At 58.8% G+C, this 17,674-nt stretch carries 18 protein-coding genes; 7 read left to right on the top strand and 11 right to left on the bottom strand.

Annotation, left to right across the window (positions count from 1 at the left end; all coding sequences use genetic code 11):
- Nucleotides 1–73: 73 nt before the first annotated feature.
- Nucleotides 74–547: an Lrp/AsnC family transcriptional regulator gene (locus GGE09_RS19660; protein WP_309747897.1), complete on the bottom strand. Its 474-nt coding sequence runs from the start codon at nucleotides 545–547 to the stop codon at nucleotides 74–76.
- A gap of 127 nt (nucleotides 548–674) precedes the next feature.
- Here GGE09_RS19660 and GGE09_RS19665 point away from each other — a divergent pair, with 127 nt between their 5' ends.
- The 6 genes from GGE09_RS19665 to GGE09_RS19690 all read left to right on the top strand — a co-directional run bounded on the left by GGE09_RS19665 (nucleotide 675) and on the right by GGE09_RS19690 (nucleotide 7,905).
- Nucleotides 675–902: a hypothetical protein gene (locus GGE09_RS19665; RefSeq protein ID WP_309747898.1), complete on the top strand. Its 228-nt coding sequence runs from the start codon at nucleotides 675–677 to the stop codon at nucleotides 900–902.
- Nucleotides 895–2,127 carry a thiamine pyrophosphate-dependent enzyme gene (locus tag GGE09_RS19670; RefSeq protein ID WP_309747899.1) on the top strand — a complete coding sequence of 411 codons (1,233 nt, stop codon included), beginning with the start codon at nucleotides 895–897 and terminating at the stop codon, nucleotides 2,125–2,127. Before GGE09_RS19665 ends, GGE09_RS19670 begins: the two co-directional genes overlap by 8 nt.
- A gap of 1 nt (nucleotide 2,128) precedes the next feature.
- Complete coding sequence (locus GGE09_RS19675) at nucleotides 2,129–3,142, top strand: alpha-ketoacid dehydrogenase subunit beta (protein ID WP_309747900.1); 1,014 nt, start codon at nucleotides 2,129–2,131, stop codon at nucleotides 3,140–3,142.
- 3 nt (nucleotides 3,143–3,145) lie between these two features.
- On the top strand, nucleotides 3,146–4,462 hold the full coding sequence (locus GGE09_RS19680; RefSeq protein WP_309747901.1) for a dihydrolipoamide acetyltransferase family protein: 1,317 nt from the start codon (nucleotides 3,146–3,148) through the stop codon (nucleotides 4,460–4,462).
- Complete coding sequence (gene lpdA, locus GGE09_RS19685; RefSeq protein ID WP_309747902.1) at nucleotides 4,455–5,843, top strand: dihydrolipoyl dehydrogenase; 1,389 nt, start codon at nucleotides 4,455–4,457, stop codon at nucleotides 5,841–5,843. Before GGE09_RS19680 ends, lpdA begins: the two co-directional genes overlap by 8 nt.
- A gap of 214 nt (nucleotides 5,844–6,057) precedes the next feature.
- Entirely contained in the window at nucleotides 6,058–7,905 is a 1,848-nt protein-coding gene (locus tag GGE09_RS19690; protein ID WP_309747903.1) for an AMP-binding protein, read from the top strand.
- A gap of 52 nt (nucleotides 7,906–7,957) precedes the next feature.
- On the opposite strand, the gene GGE09_RS19695 is transcribed toward GGE09_RS19690, so the two are convergent.
- From GGE09_RS19695 to GGE09_RS19730, 8 genes are all read right to left on the bottom strand, one after another.
- Nucleotides 7,958–8,482, bottom strand: coding sequence for a 2,4'-dihydroxyacetophenone dioxygenase family protein (locus tag GGE09_RS19695; RefSeq protein WP_309747904.1), 525 nt, complete (start codon nucleotides 8,480–8,482; stop codon nucleotides 7,958–7,960).
- An 11-nt stretch (nucleotides 8,483–8,493) separates the two neighbouring features.
- Nucleotides 8,494–9,198: an SDR family oxidoreductase gene (locus GGE09_RS19700; RefSeq protein WP_309747905.1), complete on the bottom strand. Its 705-nt coding sequence runs from the start codon at nucleotides 9,196–9,198 to the stop codon at nucleotides 8,494–8,496.
- A gap of 3 nt (nucleotides 9,199–9,201) precedes the next feature.
- Nucleotides 9,202–10,119: a sugar kinase gene (locus GGE09_RS19705; RefSeq protein WP_309747906.1), complete on the bottom strand. Its 918-nt coding sequence runs from the start codon at nucleotides 10,117–10,119 to the stop codon at nucleotides 9,202–9,204.
- A gap of 68 nt (nucleotides 10,120–10,187) precedes the next feature.
- The gene (locus GGE09_RS19710) at nucleotides 10,188–10,838 is read right to left on the bottom strand and encodes an RraA family protein (RefSeq protein WP_309747907.1); all 651 of its coding nucleotides are present in this window, start codon (nucleotides 10,836–10,838) and stop codon (nucleotides 10,188–10,190) included.
- Nucleotides 10,839–10,866: 28 nt separating this feature from the next.
- Nucleotides 10,867–11,886 (bottom strand): C-terminal binding protein, encoded by a 1,020-nt coding sequence (locus GGE09_RS19715; RefSeq protein ID WP_309747908.1) that lies wholly within the window; start codon nucleotides 11,884–11,886, stop codon nucleotides 10,867–10,869.
- Between the two features lie 21 nt (nucleotides 11,887–11,907).
- Nucleotides 11,908–12,921: a DctP family TRAP transporter solute-binding subunit gene (locus tag GGE09_RS19720; protein ID WP_309747909.1), complete on the bottom strand. Its 1,014-nt coding sequence runs from the start codon at nucleotides 12,919–12,921 to the stop codon at nucleotides 11,908–11,910.
- Nucleotides 12,922–12,940: 19 nt separating this feature from the next.
- On the bottom strand, nucleotides 12,941–14,227 hold the full coding sequence (locus tag GGE09_RS19725) for a TRAP transporter large permease (protein ID WP_309747910.1): 1,287 nt from the start codon (nucleotides 14,225–14,227) through the stop codon (nucleotides 12,941–12,943).
- Nucleotides 14,228–14,229: 2 nt separating this feature from the next.
- A complete protein-coding gene (locus tag GGE09_RS19730; RefSeq protein WP_309747911.1) occupies nucleotides 14,230–14,736 on the bottom strand; it encodes a TRAP transporter small permease in 507 nt (168 codons plus the stop codon).
- Between the two features lie 123 nt (nucleotides 14,737–14,859).
- Here GGE09_RS19730 and GGE09_RS19735 point away from each other — a divergent pair, with 123 nt between their 5' ends.
- Nucleotides 14,860–15,516 (top strand): GntR family transcriptional regulator, encoded by a 657-nt coding sequence (locus GGE09_RS19735; RefSeq protein WP_309747912.1) that lies wholly within the window; start codon nucleotides 14,860–14,862, stop codon nucleotides 15,514–15,516.
- 24 nt (nucleotides 15,517–15,540) lie between these two features.
- Here GGE09_RS19735 and GGE09_RS19740 read toward each other — a convergent pair whose 3' ends face one another.
- Both GGE09_RS19740 and GGE09_RS19745 read right to left on the bottom strand, forming a co-directional pair.
- On the bottom strand, nucleotides 15,541–16,227 hold the full coding sequence (locus GGE09_RS19740) for a GntR family transcriptional regulator (RefSeq protein WP_309747913.1): 687 nt from the start codon (nucleotides 16,225–16,227) through the stop codon (nucleotides 15,541–15,543).
- Between the two features lie 37 nt (nucleotides 16,228–16,264).
- The gene (locus GGE09_RS19745; protein WP_309747914.1) at nucleotides 16,265–17,641 is read right to left on the bottom strand and encodes a glutamine synthetase family protein; all 1,377 of its coding nucleotides are present in this window, start codon (nucleotides 17,639–17,641) and stop codon (nucleotides 16,265–16,267) included.
- Nucleotides 17,642–17,674 lie beyond the last annotated feature (33 nt).

Genomic DNA, 17,674 nt, shown 5'->3' on the forward strand with positions numbered 1-17,674 from the left:
CCACTCTGAGGGCCCCTGCATCAGGCCCGCCTGAACGTGAATACCCTTAGGGAAATGGCCGTTTCGCTGCGGGTCAATCCTCTGGCAAATAAGCCTGCACGTTTTTCAAACTTCGCAGCACAAAACTGGACCGAGAGTGCCGTATTCCGGGCACGCGGTACAGTTTTTTTCGCAGAAACTCTTCGTAGCCACGGGTGCCGTCGACGGCCACTTTGATCAGGTAGTCATACTCGCCTGTGGTCAGGTGGACTTCCAGCACCTCGGGCATTTTTTGCATGTCGCGGCCAAAGATTTCCAGGGCTTCATCGTCGTGACGATCCAGCACAACTTCGATCAGAACAATTTCAGCCGCGCCTAATTTGGTTTGATCCAGAATGGCCCGGTATTCGCTGATGATGCCCTGTTGTTCCAGCCGGCGCACCCGTTGCCAGCAGGGGCTTGGGGACAGGCCGACCTGCTGGGCCAGCTGTGTGTTCGAAATCCGCCCGTCACGAGTCAGGGCGCGCAGGATTCGGTGGTCGATTTCGTCAATTCTGTCGCTGGCCATTGTCAGGGTATTCTTTTGCAAATTTCGTCCAAGTCAGATGAATATTTCACAAAATCTTTTACCACAAGAATAATCAAAAGATAATTTTGCGACGCTTGGATTATTCTATCCGCAGGAGGAGTGATAAATGCATGGCAGATACAGGTGTTTGGACCCATTGGATGCCGCCGCAAAGGTTATGGATACCGCGCGGCGTATGAACATGAATTTCAGCCAGTTGCAGTTTGAACGGGCGGATAATGCCAGCTTTGTTCTGACCTTCGCACTGGAGGAAAACAATCCGCAAAAGCTGGATAATTTTACCCATAGAATTGGTCTGCATTTAGACCTGACAAAGGATTATGTCGATGTTTGAAGAATGCGATCCCCGCCTTCATGTGCCTGAACCTGCGCTGCGCCCCGGCGATGACCCGGATTTTTCCGATGTGGATATTCCTGACGCTGGTGCGGTGCGCCGTCCTGATCCCGGTGACAACCCCGAGGACATGCGGGATCTGGCGTTTTCGATCATTCGCGTGCTCAATCGGGAAGGCGCGGCAGTGGGGCCTTGGGCGGATACATTGACGGATGACGCACTGTTAGAGGGCCTGCGCCATATGATGACGTTGCGGGCCTATGATGCGCGGATGTTGACGGCGCAGCGGCAGGGGAAAACCTCTTTTTACATGCAGCATCTGGGCGAAGAGGCGGTGGCTTGTGCGTTTCAAAAGGCGCTGCGCAAGGGGGATATGAATTTCCCGACCTATCGGCAGGCGGGGCTGTTGATCGCCTCGGGGTATCCGATGGTCAAGATGATGTGTCAGGTCTATTCCAACGACGATGATCCAGTGAAGGGGCGTCAGTTGCCGGTGTTTTACAGCTCTAAAGAGCACGGGTTTTTTTCGATCTCGGGGAATTTGGCAACGCAATATGTGCAGGCTGTGGGTTGGGCGATGGCGGCGGCGATCAAAGGGGATCGCAAGTTGTCAGCGGCGTGGATTGGCGATGGATCAACGGCGGAAAGCGACTTTCACGGGGCGTTGGTTTTTGCGTCAACCTATAAGTCGCCGGTGATCCTGAATATTGTGAACAACCAATGGGCAATTTCCACGTTTCAGGGCATTGCGCGGGGCGGTGCTGGCACGTTTGCGGCGCGGGCCCACGGCTTTGGCCTGCCTGCCTTGCGGGTGGACGGGAATGATTATCTGGCGGTTCATGCGGCGGCGCAGTGGGCCGTGGAACGGGCGCGGCGCGACCTTGGCCCGACGCTGGTTGAATATGTGACCTACCGCGCGGGGGGGCATTCGACATCGGATGATCCGGCGGCCTATCGCCCGAAAGAAGAAGGGTCGGCCTGGCCTTTGGGCGATCCGATTCTGCGGTTAAAGGCCCATTTGATCTACAAGGGTCTGTGGTCCGAAGAGCGTCATGTGCAAGCCGAGGCAGAGATTCTGGCCGAGGTGATAGCAGCCCAGAAACAGGCCGAGTCCATCGGCACGCTGCATTCGGGCAAACATCCCAGTCCGCGCGATATGTTTGAAGATGTTTATGCGGAAATGCCGCCCCATCTGCTGCGCCAACGCCATGAAGTGGGGTATTGAAATGCCACGTATGACAATGATCGAGGCGATCCGCGACGCCCATGCTGTGGCTATGGAAGCCGACCCTGATGTGGTGGTTATGGGCGAGGATGTGGGCTATTTCGGCGGTGTGTTCCGCTGCACGGCGGGCTTGCAAAAACGCTTTGGGGTGCAGCGGTGTTTTGATACGCCGATCAGCGAATTGGGGATTATCGGTACAGCGGTTGGCATGGCGGCCTATGGGCTAAAGCCTTGTGTGGAAATACAATTTGCCGATTATATGTACCCCGGCTACGACCAGTTGGTATCCGAGGCCGCGCGGTTGCGGTATCGCTCGGCTGGGGAATTTACCTGCCCGATGGTGGTGCGTATGCCTACGGGGGGTGGTATTTTCGGGGCGCAAACGCACAGCCAGAGCCCCGAAGCCTTGTTCACCCATGTGGCGGGTCTGAAAACGGTTGTTCCCTCCAATCCGCAGGACGCCAAGGGTCTGTTGCTGGCTGCGATTGCAGACCCTGATCCTGTGGTATTTCTGGAACCCAAGCGCCTGTATAACGGTCCGTTTGACGGGTATTTCGACCGCCCGTCAAAATCATGGAGTAAACATGAACTGGGCGAGGTTGCGGCGGGGTATTACGAAGTGCCTTTGGGCAAGGCCAATGTGGTGCGCGCAGGGGATGCGGTGACGCTGATCACCTATGGCACCATGGTTCATGTGGCTTTGGCGGCGGTTGAAGACAGCGGCGCGGATGTGGAAGTGATCGACCTGCGCACGCTTTTGCCGCTGGATCTGGAAACGCTGGCGGCCTCGGTTAAAAAGACCGGACGGTGTATTGTGTTGCACGAAGCGACGTTGACGTCCGGGTATGGCGCGGAAATTGCCGCGCTTATTCAGGCGGAGTGTTTTTACAGTCTTGAAGCGCCAGTGATGCGGGTTGCGGGCTGGGACACGCCTTATCCCCACGCGCAGGAGTGGGATTATTTTCCCGGTCCAGCGCGGGTCAAACGGGCCATTCAATCTGTGTTGGAGGCTTAGGCGATGACGGAACATACATTCAGACTGCCCGATATTGGTGAAGGCATTGCAGAAGCAGAAATAGCGGTTTGGCTGGTCAAACTGGGCGATATAATCCGCGAGGATGATGCCATTTGCGAGGTGACAACCGATAAGGCCACGGTGGAAATTCCGGCGGCTGTCAGTGGCAAAGTGGTCTGGCTTGGCGCAGAGCAGGGCGCGGTGATGGCCATTGGCAGTGATTTGATCCGCATTGAAACGGATGAAACCGCCACAGCTACCGCCGCACCTACCATCGCAGCACCTGATGCAACGCCTGCGCCGTCCGAGCAGGCGGCAAAAGAGTCAAAAGTTGCAGTTGAAACGCCGCCAGAGCCAAAGCCTGCTTCCCCTGCCGCGGCGGTGAAAAAGCCAGCGCAGGCTGTGCCAGTGTCTTCGCCTTTGCAAGCGCGCGGGGCGACGGGGCGGCCGCTGGCTGCACCCTCGGTTCGGGGGCGGGCGATCGGGCTGGGTGTGGACCTGCGGCAGGTGCGGGGCACTGGCCCTGCGGGGCGGATTTTGCACGAAGATCTGGAGTCTTTTGTAGCCCACGGGGGAGCGGCGCCATCCATGAGCGGCAAGGGGCCGCGCTTGGGGGTTGAGGATATCCGCGTCACGGGGGTGCGGCGGAAAATTGCAGAGCGGATGGCCTTGGCCAAGCGGGAGATCCCGCATTTTTCCATCATCGAAGAGGTTGAGGTCGAGGCGTTGGAAGACCTGCGTGCCAAGCTGAATGCCCGCTTTGGCGAAACCCGTGGGCGGCTGACGTTGTTGCCGCTTTTACTGCGCGCTCTGTGTGAAGCGGTGGTGGATCACCCTGAAATCAACGCCCATTATGACGATGCGGCGGGCACGATCACGCGGCACCACGGGGTGCATTGCGGGGTGGCGACGCAAACCGACAGCGGGCTGATGGTGCCGGTTTTGCGCCACACCGAGGCGCTGACCCTGTGGGAGGTGGCCGCTGGCATCAAGCGTCTGTCGCAAGCGGCGCGCAATCGCCGTGTTTTACCGGATGAACTGTCTGGATCGACGATCACCGTGACCTCGCTTGGGCCTTTGGGGGCGATTGCGACGACCCCGATTATCAACGCCCCCGAGGTGGCCATTGTCGGCGTCAATAAAATCGCCGTGCGCCCCGTGTGGAACGGCAATACTTTTGTGCCACGCCGCATGATGAACCTGTCGTGCAGTTTTGATCATCGCGTGGTGGATGGCTGGGTCGCTGCCGAGTTTGTGCAAAAGCTGAAGACCCTACTAGAGACCCCTGCAATGATGTTTATGGAGTTGGGCAATGACTGATCTGACGTGCAAATTACTGGTGATCGGCGGCGGTCCGGGGGGCTATGTCTGTGCGTCTCGGGCGGCGCGTTTGGGGGTGGATACCATTTTGGTTGAAGGCAACCGCGTGGGGGGAACTTGTCTGAATGTGGGGTGCATTCCGTCAAAGGCGCTGATCCACACGGCGCAGGCGTTTCACGGCGCACAGCGGCAGGCGCGGGGCGACGGGCACGGGGTTTATGTGTCAGAGCCGCGCCTGAACTGGGCCGAGGCAAGCGCGTGGCGCAACGGGGTGGTGACGCAGTTATGTGCGGGTGTCACCGGCCTTTTGGAACGCAGTGGCGTCAAAAGTCTGAAGGGCTGGGCCCGGTTTCGCGATGGCAAAACGGTCGAGGTTACAGGGGAAACCGGCACAACGGTGATCCGTGCGGAAAACATTGTGATCGCCACGGGATCGCGCCCTGTAGAACTGGGTGGGCTGGCGTTGGGGGGCAAGGTTCTGGATTCAACCGCCGCACTGGCGCTGGAAGATTTGCCAAAGCGGTTGGGTGTGATTGGTGCGGGGTATATCGGGCTGGAACTGGGGACGGCCTTTGCCAAACTGGGCTGTCAGGTCACTATGATCGAGGCGGGGCAGACCATCCTGCCGCAATTCGATGACAAGCTCACGCGGCCTGTGCGGCGCAGGTTGGACGGGCTTGGTATTGCGTTGAAACTGGGCGCGCGGGTGACGGGCTGGGATGACGGCGCGGGTGATTTGACGCTGGAAACAGAGGATGGGCGCGAAACGCTGGCCTTTGACAACGTGTTGGTCACGGTCGGGCGGGTGCCACAAACGGACGGGCTGGGGCTGGAAGAATTACAGTTGCGCCAATCCGGTTCGTTGATCGAAGTGGACGACCGCTGCCAGACATCCATGCGGGGGGTTTATGCCATCGGCGATGTGACGCCCGGTCTGATGCTGGCCCACCGCGCCATGGCACAAGCCGAGGTGGTGGCCCATGTGGTGGCGGGTATCCCTGACGCTTGGGACCGGATCTGTGTGCCTGCGGTGTGTTTCACCGATCCTGAAATCGTCAGCGTTGGCCTGCTGCCCGCCGAGGTTCCGCCAGAAACAAAAACTGTCAGCACCGAGTTTCCCTTTCGGGCCAATGGTCGGGCGTTGACGCTGGATGACGCCGAGGGGTTTGTGCGGATTATTGCCCGTGACAAGGACCATGTGATCCTTGGCGTTCAGGCCACAGGGCCGGGGGTTTCTGAGTTGGTATCCGGTTTTGCCTTGGGGATTGAGGCGGGCCTGCGTCTTGAAGATGTGGCCGCAACCATCCACGCCCATCCCACTGTCAGCGAGGCCTTTCAAGAGGCAGCTCTGAAAGGGGTTGGTATGGCGAACCACGGGTGAACGGGGGCGGCGCTGTGGCATACCCCCCAAGTTTTTCTTGCGTCCGAAGAATTGTTTGATATCCATCAGTGTCACGGAAGGCCGCTTTTCCCTGCCAGTATGACCCGCTCGTATAAAGGGGGCGATGGACATAGAATGCCCCGCGCGGACGGTTTTCAGCGCCAATCTAGCGGCCCACCCGCCCAAAGGTGACTGGCGAAGAGGAGACCACCCCATGAAGCTGCGCACGCTTGCCGATGTAGAGGCCTTGGAACAGCAGGGCTATGATGCCGTTTATCCCGATCAAAGCCCGTGGGAAATTTTGCACAGCACAGCGCAGGCCCATCCAGAGGGGGTGGCGATCCGCTATCTGGCGGATGTGGCTGATCCGCCCAAAGACGTGGTGCTGACCTATGGGGATTTCGCGGCGCAGGTGATGGCTGCCGCGCGGGTGTTTCAGGCATTTGGCGTGGTGGCGGGGCGCGGCGTAATCTTGTTGGCGCAGCATTCTGCATCCGCGCAAACCGCGCTGTGGGGCGCGCAGGGGGTGGGGCATGCCTGCCCGATCAACCCGATGTTAAACCCCGCCCATATCGCCGCACTGATCCGCGCCGCCCATGGGTCGGTTCTGGTTGTGACGGGGCCCAATCCTGAAATCGACTATTGGACAGACCTGATCCCTGCACTGCGCGCCGAGGGAATTGATCTGCCGGTTTTGGCTTGTGATGTGGAGCCGGGGGCGGATGTGTCTGCGGGGAACGGTGTGTTCGAAGACCTGCTGCGCGATCATGCCCAAGGCCCAGAGATCACGCCAGACGGGGACGCGGACACATTGGCCGCGCTTTACCACACAGGCGGGACAACGGGCGCGCCCAAGTTGGTGCAACACACGCGGCGAAACGAGTCTCATGTGGGGCGGTCCTGTGCCTTGATGCATGATTTGGGGCGTGGTGATGTGGTGGTGAACGGCTTTCCGCTGTTTCATGTGGCGGGGGCTTTTGTCTATGGGTTGGCTACGATTTCTGCGGGTGGGACGACGATCATGCCGGGTCGTTTGGGGATGCGAAACCAGCCGTTTATGCAGGGGATCTGGCAACAGGTCGAACGCCATAAGGTCACTGTGATCGGGGTGGTGCCGACGATCCTTGCCACGTTGACTGGTATCAAAATCGACGGGGATATTTCGTCGCTGCGCTGGCTTTTGACTGGTGGTTCGCCCTTGCCGCCTGAACTGGCGGCACTGGCCGAACGCAGAACCGGCAAGGGGGTGCGCAATATTTTCGGGATGACGGAAACCTCGGGGACCATATCGGTTGAACCTGTCCACGCGCCGCGTTTGCCGATGTCTTGCGGGGTGCGCCTGCCGTTTTGCGAGCTGGCGATTTTGGGGGAAACTGACGGTGAAGCGGATCCTTCCAAACGGTTGGGGCCGGATCAAACCGGACTTATCGCGTTGCGGGGGCCGAATGTTTCACCGGGCTACACTGATCCCGCGCGCGATGCGGGGACGTTTTTGGCGGGGGGCTGGTTGGTCAGTGGCGATCTGGGGCGGATGGACGCGCAGGGGCATTTGTTTGTGACGGGGCGCAAGAAAGACGTGATCATTCGCGGTGCCCATAACATCGACCCGCAGATGATTGAGGATGCTTTGCTGGCCCATGATCAGGTGGAAAATGCCGCCGCTATCGGGATGCCTGATGCTTATGCGGGGGAATTGCCCGTAGCATTTGTGACCCTGCGCGGGGGTGGTACGGGTGACGGGGAGGTGACTGGAGAGGCGCTGATCGCCTTTCTGCGGGGCAGGCTGGAGGACCCCGTTGCCCTGCCCAAACGCATTGGCCTGATAGATGTGATGCCGGTGACCCCTGTGGGCAAAATTTTCAAACCCGCGTTGCGCCGCATTGCGATGGATTGGGCGATTACCAAGGCGGTGTTGGATCTCGGGGTTGGGAGTGATGCCTTGGGGATCAGTATCAGCGAGACATTGGAAACCCGCGTGGCGGTGCCCTCGACCCATTTGGCACGGGTGAAGGACGCGCTTGCGGGGATGCCAATCACGCTTGAAATCGTCGCGCAGCAGTGAACCGATTTAACAGCGCACCAAAGGTCAGGCGCGCTGCTGTTTTTAGGGATGTCTAGCGGATGAACTGATCGGTGAAATCCGCGCCCAATCCCACCTCGGCATAGTGTTTGCGGCACATGTCGATTTTGGTGAACACGTCTTCATAGCCCTGAATTGCGCCATAAGGGTCCACATATAACATCACGCCGTTGACCTGAAAATGGGTGATCATTTCGTCCACATCATCAGGTACAACAAGGGTGTGGGTTTCGCCCGGAGGTTCATAAACATAGCCGCCTTCGCGGGCCTCCCAGTCGTGTTCCAGATAATGCCAGCGGCCTTTCAGAACATAGCCGTGCACGGGTTGGGGATGGCGGTGGCGCGACAGCACGCCGGATTTGCGCACCCGCAGTAGGTTCATCCAGTAACCCTGCGAGCGGTTGAGGCACAGCGGGCGAAACCAGACGTTTTCAGCTTGTGGCACCCAGACCCGTTCATCCAGCGCAATGGCGTCGGGGATCACGATCTCTTCTTGCGCATCGGCGGGGAAGGGCAGTTGATAGGGCATCAAACGGTCGTCAGATGTTTCTTTTGTCATTTTGGTCGTCCTTACATTGCTGAATAGCCGCCATCGACAGGGTAAACACTGCCAGTGACGAAAGATGCGTCATCCGAAAGCAGCCACGCCGCCAGCGCGCCCACCTCGGTTGGTTTGCCCCAGCGATCAAGCGGGGTGCGTGCCAGAATCGGGCCGTTTCGGGTGGCATCGGCGCGCAGATCATCGGTCATTTCCGTTTCAATCCAGCCTGGTGCCACAGCGTTGACGCGGATGCCGTCTGCGGCCCATTTGCCTGCCAGTGCCTTGGTCAGTTGCGCCACGCCGCCTTTAGATGCGGAATAGGCCGGCACCAAAGGCCCGCCAAAATAGCTGAGCATAGAGGCCGTGTTCACAATTGCCCCCTTTGAGGCTTTTAACAAGGGCTGGGCCGCGAGGCTGGTGCGCATACTGCCTGTCAGGTTGATGTCGATGACCTTTTCAAAGGTTTCAATATCGTATTCCGCGCCGCGCATTAGGATGCCTGCGCAATTGACCAAACCGTCGAGCCGGGGGATTTGGGCGAAAAAGCCGTTCACGGCTGCGGTGTCGCGCACGTCCAGAACCGCGCAGGTGATATCGGGGTTGTGCGGGGCAAAGGCGTCCACCTCGGCCTGAGTCACGCCTGTGACGGTCAGGCGCCAGCCTTTGGCGTGCAGGGTCTGGGCAATGCCTGCGCCGATCCCGCGGGTTCCGCCAATAATAACAGCGTGTTTCATGTCTTAGTCTCCGGTTTGTAGGAATGCGTGAACTGCATCTGAATGTGGCATCGGGGCGACTGCGCCGTATCCTTGGGTAGACAGGGCGGCGGCGGCATTGGCGTAGCGGGCGGCGTCAAACGGGGAGTCCCCTGCCACAATCCGCGCCAGAAACGCGCCGTCAAATGTGTCGCCTGCGGCGGTGGCATCAACGGCTTTGACCTGTCGGCCTTTGATCCGGCGGCGATCGTTTGGGGTCGCGACCAAGGTGCCTTCTGATCCGAGTGTCAGGGCAACCACCCCCGCGCCAAGTGTGAGGTAGAAATCGGCGATGGCGTCCGGATCATTCAAGCCCGTCAGATGGGCGGCATCGTCAAGGCCGGGAAGGGCAATGTCACAGCGCGCCATGGCGGCGTGAATGGTGGCGCGCGCACGATCCAGCGGCCAGAGTTTCAGGCGTAGGTTGGTGTCAAAAGACACCTGTCCGCCTGCCTGTTTCACGCAATCAATCGCCGCAAATACAGCGTCCGCTGCGCTGTCGGAAATGGCCTGACTGATCCCTGAAACATGCAGGATTTTTGCGGTTTTCAGGGCGCTGGTTGGCAGGTCTTCTGGGGTGATCCGGCTGGCGGCTGATCCTGCGCGAAAGTAACTGAATTCATGACCATCCGCGCCGTGGGTGACAAAATATATCCCCGTTGGCGCGTCGCTGACCTGTTTGACGCAAGAGGTATCCACGCCCTCGGCCTGCCATAAATCCATAAAAGAGGTGCCAAACGGGTCCGCGCCCACATGGGTCAGATAACCGACCCGCGCCCCTTGGCGGGCCGCCGCAATTGCGCAATTGGACGTATCGCCCCCGTGTCCGGGCAGGTAGTTGCCATCTGGTTGCTGGTTGAATTCCAACAAAGGTTCGCCAAAGCACAGAATTTCGGGGGTCATTGTATGTCTTTCTTGATGGTCGGCATTGGGGTCGGCCGCACCTTATGGCGCGGCCGGTTGGGTTGGCTTTAGATGCGCCCGTATTTTGCCAGACCTTCGCGCAGCGAGCCGCTGGCGATGATCAGGCTGGCTTGTTCGGCTTCGCGCTGGTCGATTTCGCGGGCCATCACCAAGATCTCTTCGGCGTGGTCGCGCGGGATGCAGACCAGCCCGTCCACATCGCCCATGATGATGTCACCCGGGCGCACAATCACATCGCCCATGGCGACTTCTACATTGGCGGCAAGGGTCTTGATCCGCCCCAAGGTTGTGCCCGGTGACACGCAGCGGGAAAACACCTGAAAGTCGAAATCCCGTTTGATTTCAACCAGATCGCGCAGGCCCCCGTCCAATACGGCGGCTTCGTGTTTGTTGGCGATGGCGCCTGCTGTCATCAGCCCGCCCCAAAGCGCCACATCGGTGGTGCCATTGGTGGAAATCACGATGACGGAGCCTGCTTCGGCCTCGTCGATGGCATCAAGGGCGTGTTGCGGGGGGACGAACTCTTCGGTGGGGCCTTCGAGTACGGTGACGGCGGGGCCGACGATCTTTTTGTCGTTGATCCGTGGCTTGAAATGCGCGGGCAGAAAGCCGGTGCGCCCTGCCACTTTGTCTACGGCATCCGCAGCAGAGGCGGTGGCAACGTCGCGGAAGCCTGCGATTAATTCATCTAGGGTCATGGAATTATCCTTTATGTTTTTCAGTGTGTTAGGAAGATTTTTCTAGGCGCTGCTTTTGGGTGTCCGCCCCCGGCCAAGGGTTCACCCAGTTCAGCGGTGCGTTGCCCTGCAACACCCGCCGGACCTCATAGGCGGCGTTTTGTTGCAAGACCTTGACCGAGCGTTCGGAATACCACGCGGTATGATCCGAAAGGGTGGTGTTCGGGGCGGTTAACAGTGGATTGTCCGGGGCGACGGGTTCTTGTTCAAAGACGTCGATGCCCGCGCCGAACAAGCGACCTTCATGCAGGGCTTGGGCCAAAGCGGCTTCGTCCAGCAGGCCGCCACGGGCCACATTCACCAGAATTGTGGTGGGTTTCATCAAGGCGATATGGGCGGCATCGACGATGTGATGGGTTTGGGGTGTCAAAGGGGCGTGCAGGTTGATCACATCGGCGGTTTTGCACAGGGTTTCCAGATCAACCAAGTCCACATTGGCGGCTTTTGCAGTGTCAGGGTTCAGGAACGGATCAAAAGCCATGACTTTGTCAAAGCCGAAGACCCGAAATTTGCGGGCGGTTTCCAGACCGATGCGGCCACAGCCGATCAGGCCGAGAACGGCGTTTTCGCGGCTTGGGATTGTGGCGGCCTGACCGATGCCCCAGCCCCCTGCGCGCAGTTGTTGATCGCGCAGCACCACGCGGCGTTGCACCGCGAGGTACAGCGCAAGGGCGTGTTCGCTGACTTCGATTTCAGCGCCATAATCGGGCACATTGGCCACGTAGATGCTCCGTTTGGTTGCGGCATCCAGATCAATGTTATCGACGCCCACACCGTAGCGGACGACGAGTTTCAGGTTCGGGCAGGCAGCAAGGAGTGCCGCTGTGACATCCCGTTCGCGCACCAGCAGGGCAACGGGGTCAAGTTTCTGCAAAGCAGGGACCGCATCCGCATCCATCGTCACAGGAACAAGGGTCACGGCCTGATCTGCCAGAACGGTGCGTTCGGTCAGATAGCTGGCATAGCCCGGTTCCAGAATGGCGACGGTTTTGGGGGTGGTATTGTCCATGATGCGGTCCCTGAGTTTGGTTTATTGCGCGCGGTAGGCGGCGACTGCGGCGTCAAGTTTGTTTGGCCAATCCTCACCGATTTCGCTGACGATGAATTCGCGCACAGCGGGCTGGGCCACATCGCGGAACATGGCTTTTTGTGCGGGGCTGACCTGAATCACCTCCATGCCTTTTTCCGACAGGATCGCGGTTGCGTTCGCGTCTTGGGCTGCGGTCATGCCACGGTGGATTGTTTTTGCGATTTCAGTGCATTGCAGCAGGCTTTTCTGCTCGTCGCCGGTCAGACCTTGGTAAAACGCGTCTGACACCAGATAGGCGTGCCAGCTGAACACATGGCCGTCCAACGACACGTATTTCTGGTTCTGATAGAGCGAGGCATCGACAATATTTGTCACGCCGTTTTCCTGACCATCCACAACACCCTGTTGCAACGCGCCGGGTAATTCAGGCCAGGATACAGGTGTGGCAGAGGCCCCGAGGCTTTCTACCAGCGCGACCCAGACAGGCGAGGTCATGACCCGCATTTTCAGGCCTTCCATGTCTTTTGGTTCAGACACAGGGCGCACGTTATTGGTGAAATTGCGCACGCCGTTATCGGCCACGCCCAGCATGCGAATGCCGGTTTGGGCCAGCATGTCATCGGCCATGGCTTTGCCAAATTCGCCGTCCATCACCGACCAAGCCATAGCCTGATCGTCAAACAGATAGGGCATTGCCAGCACAGAGAAGGGTTTATAGGCGGCTGAAATCGGGCCGTCATGGATCACGGCCATTTGCACGGTGCCCAGTTCAAGGCCTTCCATTATCTCAGAGCCGCTGCCCAGTTGCGAAGACGGGAAAACTTGCACGTCGATAGCGCCGGATGTTTTGCCTTCAAGGCAGCTTTCAAAGGCCAGTGCCGCGGCATGTTTTGGCGCGCTAAGATCGGCGGCTTGAAAGTGGGCGTATTTCAGATCTTTCGCAGCGGCCCCGTTAGCGCCTGCGATCAATGCAACCAGTGCTGTGGTCGCCAATGCTTTTGATACGATTTTCATGTGGTTCCTCCCATACATGTCAGTTAGCAAACCCAAAGAAGTTGGGTACGAAAGTGCTGATGCCGGGGATGGTAATCACCAACAGAAGCACAATAAGTTCCGCCAGAAGCAGCGGTAAAATGGCGCGGGACAGGGATTCGATGCGCAGCTGTCCCACGGTTGCGATCACGAACAGAACCGGCCCCACAGGCGGGGTGACCATGCCGATGGTCAGGTTCAGCACCAGCATCATGCCGAATTGCAGCGGGTCGATGCCTGCGGAATAGGCGATTGGCCCAAGGATTGGCGTCAGGATGATCAGCGCGGGCAATGTGTCTATGAACAGGCCGCAGACCAGTGCGAAGCCTGCCAGAATGAACAGGATGGCCAGTTTGTTATCGGTGATCTGGGTGATGGATTTGGCCAGTTCCTGCGGAATTTGCAGATAGGTCAAAAGCCAGGCAAAGATCGACGCCATGGCCACGATCAGAAACACCGAAGAGGTCACAATTGCGGCCCGTGCAAAAGCATCATACAGCCCGCGCAGGGTGAAAGCCCGCAATACAACCCCCAGAAGCAGCGCATATGCAGAGGCTACGGCGCCGGCCTCGGTCGGGGTGAAGATGCCAAACAGGATGCCGCCCAGAATGATTGCAGGCATCACCAAAGCGGGCAGGGCGGCCAGACTGGCGCTGCGCAGCTCGGTCCAACTGGCGCGGGTGTCGCTGCCACGGTAGCCGTATTTGGTGGACACAATATGGTTGGCAACGGCCAGCGCCAGCCCCAGCAGTATCCCCGGCAGGATGCCTGCCAGAAACAGCCCGCCAACGGTGACGCCTTTGGTGGAAATGGCAAAGATCACCGCAAGGATCGAAGGTGGGATAATCGGCCCGATTGTGGCCGTTGCAGCAGATAAAGCGCCTGCGTAATTCTTTTCGTAGCCTGCTTCGCGCATCATCCGCATCACGATTGCCGAGGGCCCCGCCGCATCTGCCAAGGCCGAGCCGCTGATCCCTGCAAACAACATAGAGACCAGAATATTCACATGTCCGAGCCCGCCGCGCAGGTGCCCGACCAGTGCGTTTGCAAAGCGCAACAGGGCCTTGGTCAGCCCGCAGGCGGTCATCAGTTCGGAACACAGAATAAAGAACGGCACGGCCATCAGGGGAAAGCTGTCAATGCCTGCAAACATCCGTTGCACGGCAATCAACGGGTTCAACGTGCCATCCACATAGATCGCCACCATTCCGGCGATGCCCATGGTAAAGGCCACAGGCACGCTGAGGATCAGGGTGGCGAAAAACAGGATTATCAGAGTTTTTGCCATGATCAGGACGCCTCGCCTGTTGGGGGGGTGCCTGCGTCATATTCAAAGTCGCGGGCGACGAACCTTTTGGCGAAAAAGCACAGTTGGATCAGGAACAGGCCGCAGCCGATGGGGATCGACATATAGGGAATGCCGCGGGGGATGCCGGTGGCCATGGTTTCCTTATTCCAGCCGAACTGCACAAATTGCACGCCAAGCCAGCACATCACGACCATAAAGGCGAACATCACCAGCACGACGGCCCAGCGAAGCATCACGGAAAACCGCTCTGGCAGCATGTCGGATACGATGCCGATGGTCACAAGCCGCCCTTCGCGCAGGGCCAGACCTGCGCCGCAGAAGGACGCAAGGATCATCAGGTGACGGGCGGCTTCCTCGACCCAGGAAAAAGAAATTCCAAAACCGTAGCGCCCCACCACATTCATAAACACAATGGCAAAGGTGATCGCCAGCAAGCCTGCCACCACGGCGTGATTCACCGCGACGATGATGTGTTCGACCTTCTTCATGAATGCTCCTCCCAGAACGCTCAGACCTGATTCCAGTGAATACTGGCATACAGTATGCTAGTTGTAAAGTGACACATTGTATGCCAGCTTGGATGGGGGTATGACGGGGATGAGGAGAGTCTTATGAAATCGTTTAACAGGCCAAAATCATTAACCGAATTGGTGACAGAAACCCTGCGGGAGTGGATCATTTCGGGGGAATTGGATCTTGGCAGTCACTTGTCCGAAGCCCGAGTTGCCAAACAACTGGAAGTCAGCCGTACACCTGTGCGCGAGGCGATTAACCGGTTGGAAATGGAGGGCATGGTGATCGTTGAGCCCCAGCGCGGCACCTATGTGTTCAACTTTGAAGCGGATGAACTGGCCAAGCTGTGTGATGCGCGGGTCTGTCTGGAAACGGCGGCTTTGGGGTTTGCCTTGCGCGAAAACCCCAAAGGGCTGCATGCGGCGCTGTCTGCTTGCGTCGATAAAATGACCAAAGTGCGCGCGGCGGGCGAGGTGTCTGCCTATCTGGCGCTGGACACGGAGTTTCACCAGCAGTTTTTTAACAGCTCGGGCAATAGGTTTCTGGATGAGGCCTATCAGACCATTTCCCAAAAAATGGCCGCTTTGCGCAACCGTTTAGGCCGTCATCCAGACCATATGACCAAATCCTATCACGAACATATTGCCATGACCGAAGCGGTTGCAAAGGGCGATGCGGCGGCGGCTTTGGAAATTTTGCGCCTGCATATCGACCGAAAGGAAGGGTCTTATTGGGAAGTTGCGATTGAGGCGTGAGCGGGGTGGGTTTAGCACCCTTAGCTATTCAAACTGGCCGTGTTCCATCAAGAAGCTATAACCGTCGCGGATGTCGCGTTCCAGCAATTCGGCCACGCCGTTGCTGTCTTTGCCATTCAGGCGCTCGACGATTTCGTCGTGGTAATCCAGTTCCAAAATACCCCTGAGATCATTGTCGAACTGCCCGCTGAACTGGCGCAGAAAGGGGCCGACTTGCAGCCATAACGTTTCAATCAGGAACAAGAGTGACGGTGAACCGCAGGCGGCATAGAGGCCGAATTTAAAGTCGTGATTGTGCAACAGATAGGCGTCGATGTCCTGATCCTGTGCAGCACTTGTCAGCGCTAGTGCCACCTGGCGCAGGTTCAGCAATGCGGCGGGGGTCATGCGGGATGCGGCGCGGCGCGCGGCGGTCGGCTCGCAGATCAGCCGTGTTGTCATCAGGTCGGAAAACCGCTCTCGGGTCATGGCGGGAAGGATCATTGAACCGTTGTCCAGTTGGTGCAGCGCCTGAAGCGCCTGTAGCCGCAGCAGGGCAGAGCGCACGGGCATATCGCTGGTGCCCAGTTCCTTGGCCAGTTTGCGCGAGGTCAGTTTACGCCCGGGTGCAATCTGGCCGGACATCAAGGCATGGCGCAACCGTTCGTACACGACTTCGTGCAGGGGTTGGGTTTGGATGGGGCCAAGGCCAATCAACGGGGGTTGCGTCACGTCAGCGCCCTTTTTCGGCGGAATTCGCGCCGTTTGATCATAGGGTTGTCCCGTAAAGTTGCCATTCCAGTTCCGTTACTTCTACGGCCAAGGCGGTGTATTCGCCACGTTTAACGGCGCAAAAGATTTGGTGCAGGGGTGCACCCAGTAAGGATTTCATCGCGTCCGAGGCTTCGAACCGGTCAATGGCATCCAGCCAGCCCTCTGGCATTGCGGGGTGGTTTGACGGGGTGTCTGCACCTTGCGGGCCGGGGTCTGTGGCGTTTTCTATGCCGTCGAGTGCTGCGCCCAGAACGATTGCCGCCACAAGGTAGGGGTTGGTGTCCACGCCCGCCACACGATGTTCAAAATGGCGGGATTTTGCGCTGCCGTTGGGAATGCGCAGGGCGACGTTGCGATCTTCGGTGCCCCAAGTGTTTGTGGCGGGGGAATAGACCGTGCCCGCAAAGCGCCGCCAACTGTTTAACACAGGGGCGAGCGCCAGCATGGAATCGGCCATGGTTTTGCGAATACCGCCGATGGCGTGCAGCATGGTTTGCGCGGTTTCCCCCGTTTCAGTGTCGCCAAACACATTGACGCCTGAAGGATCGTTTAACGACAGATGCAGGTGCATCCCCGATCCCGCGCTTTGGGAAAAGGGCTTGGACATGAAACAGGCCTCCATCCCGAACCGCCGCGCGGTGGTGCGCAACAGCCGTTTGGAGCGCACGATGTCATCCGCCGCTTGCGCCAGCGTGCGGTAGCGCAGGGTCAGTTCGAACTGGCCGACGGCATATTCGGAAATCAGGCTTTCCATCGGCAAATCCAGCGCCGCGGCACCGTCATAGACCGCATCGAAAAACGGGGCCATTTCGTCCAGTTCATCCACGGACATACAGTTTGTGCCTGACAGCCGCCGCCCTGTCATCGGGGCGCGGGCCGGCTGGGGGCGGCCATCGGCGTCTCGCTCTTTGTCCACCAGATAAAATTCCAGTTCCAGCGCGCCCATCGGGGTCAGGCCCAATGCGGTGGCGCGGTTGATCTGTTGCATCAGTGCGGTGCGCGGATCCAGCGGGCAGGGGGTGCCCTGCGCATCTTCAAGCTGTAGCAAAACCATCCCGCGCCCTGTGGCGGTTTGAAATCCCAGTGTGTTTGGTATCGGCCAGCAAATACTGTCGCCGCCGCCGTCCTGCATGGTTGCGATTGCGCCTTCGACGTCATGGCCCGAAACATCCTGTGCAAAAAGCGAGGCGGGCATGCCGCGCCCGGATGTGAACAGGCTTTGCAGTTCATGGCGGCGGATAATCTTGCCCCGCCCGACCCCATGAAGATCGCTGAGCACAATGTCGATGGCCTGCACCTCTGGATAGGCGTCAAGGAAGGCTTGGGCCTCGGACAGGGGGGCGTGCGGCAGGCTGGGGGATTGGGGCGTCATGGTGATGTCTCGGGGAGTATTTTGTGATCGCGG

Source organism: Roseobacter sp. N2S (assembly GCF_031454055.1).
Taxonomy (GTDB): Bacteria; Pseudomonadota; Alphaproteobacteria; order Rhodobacterales; family Rhodobacteraceae; genus Amylibacter.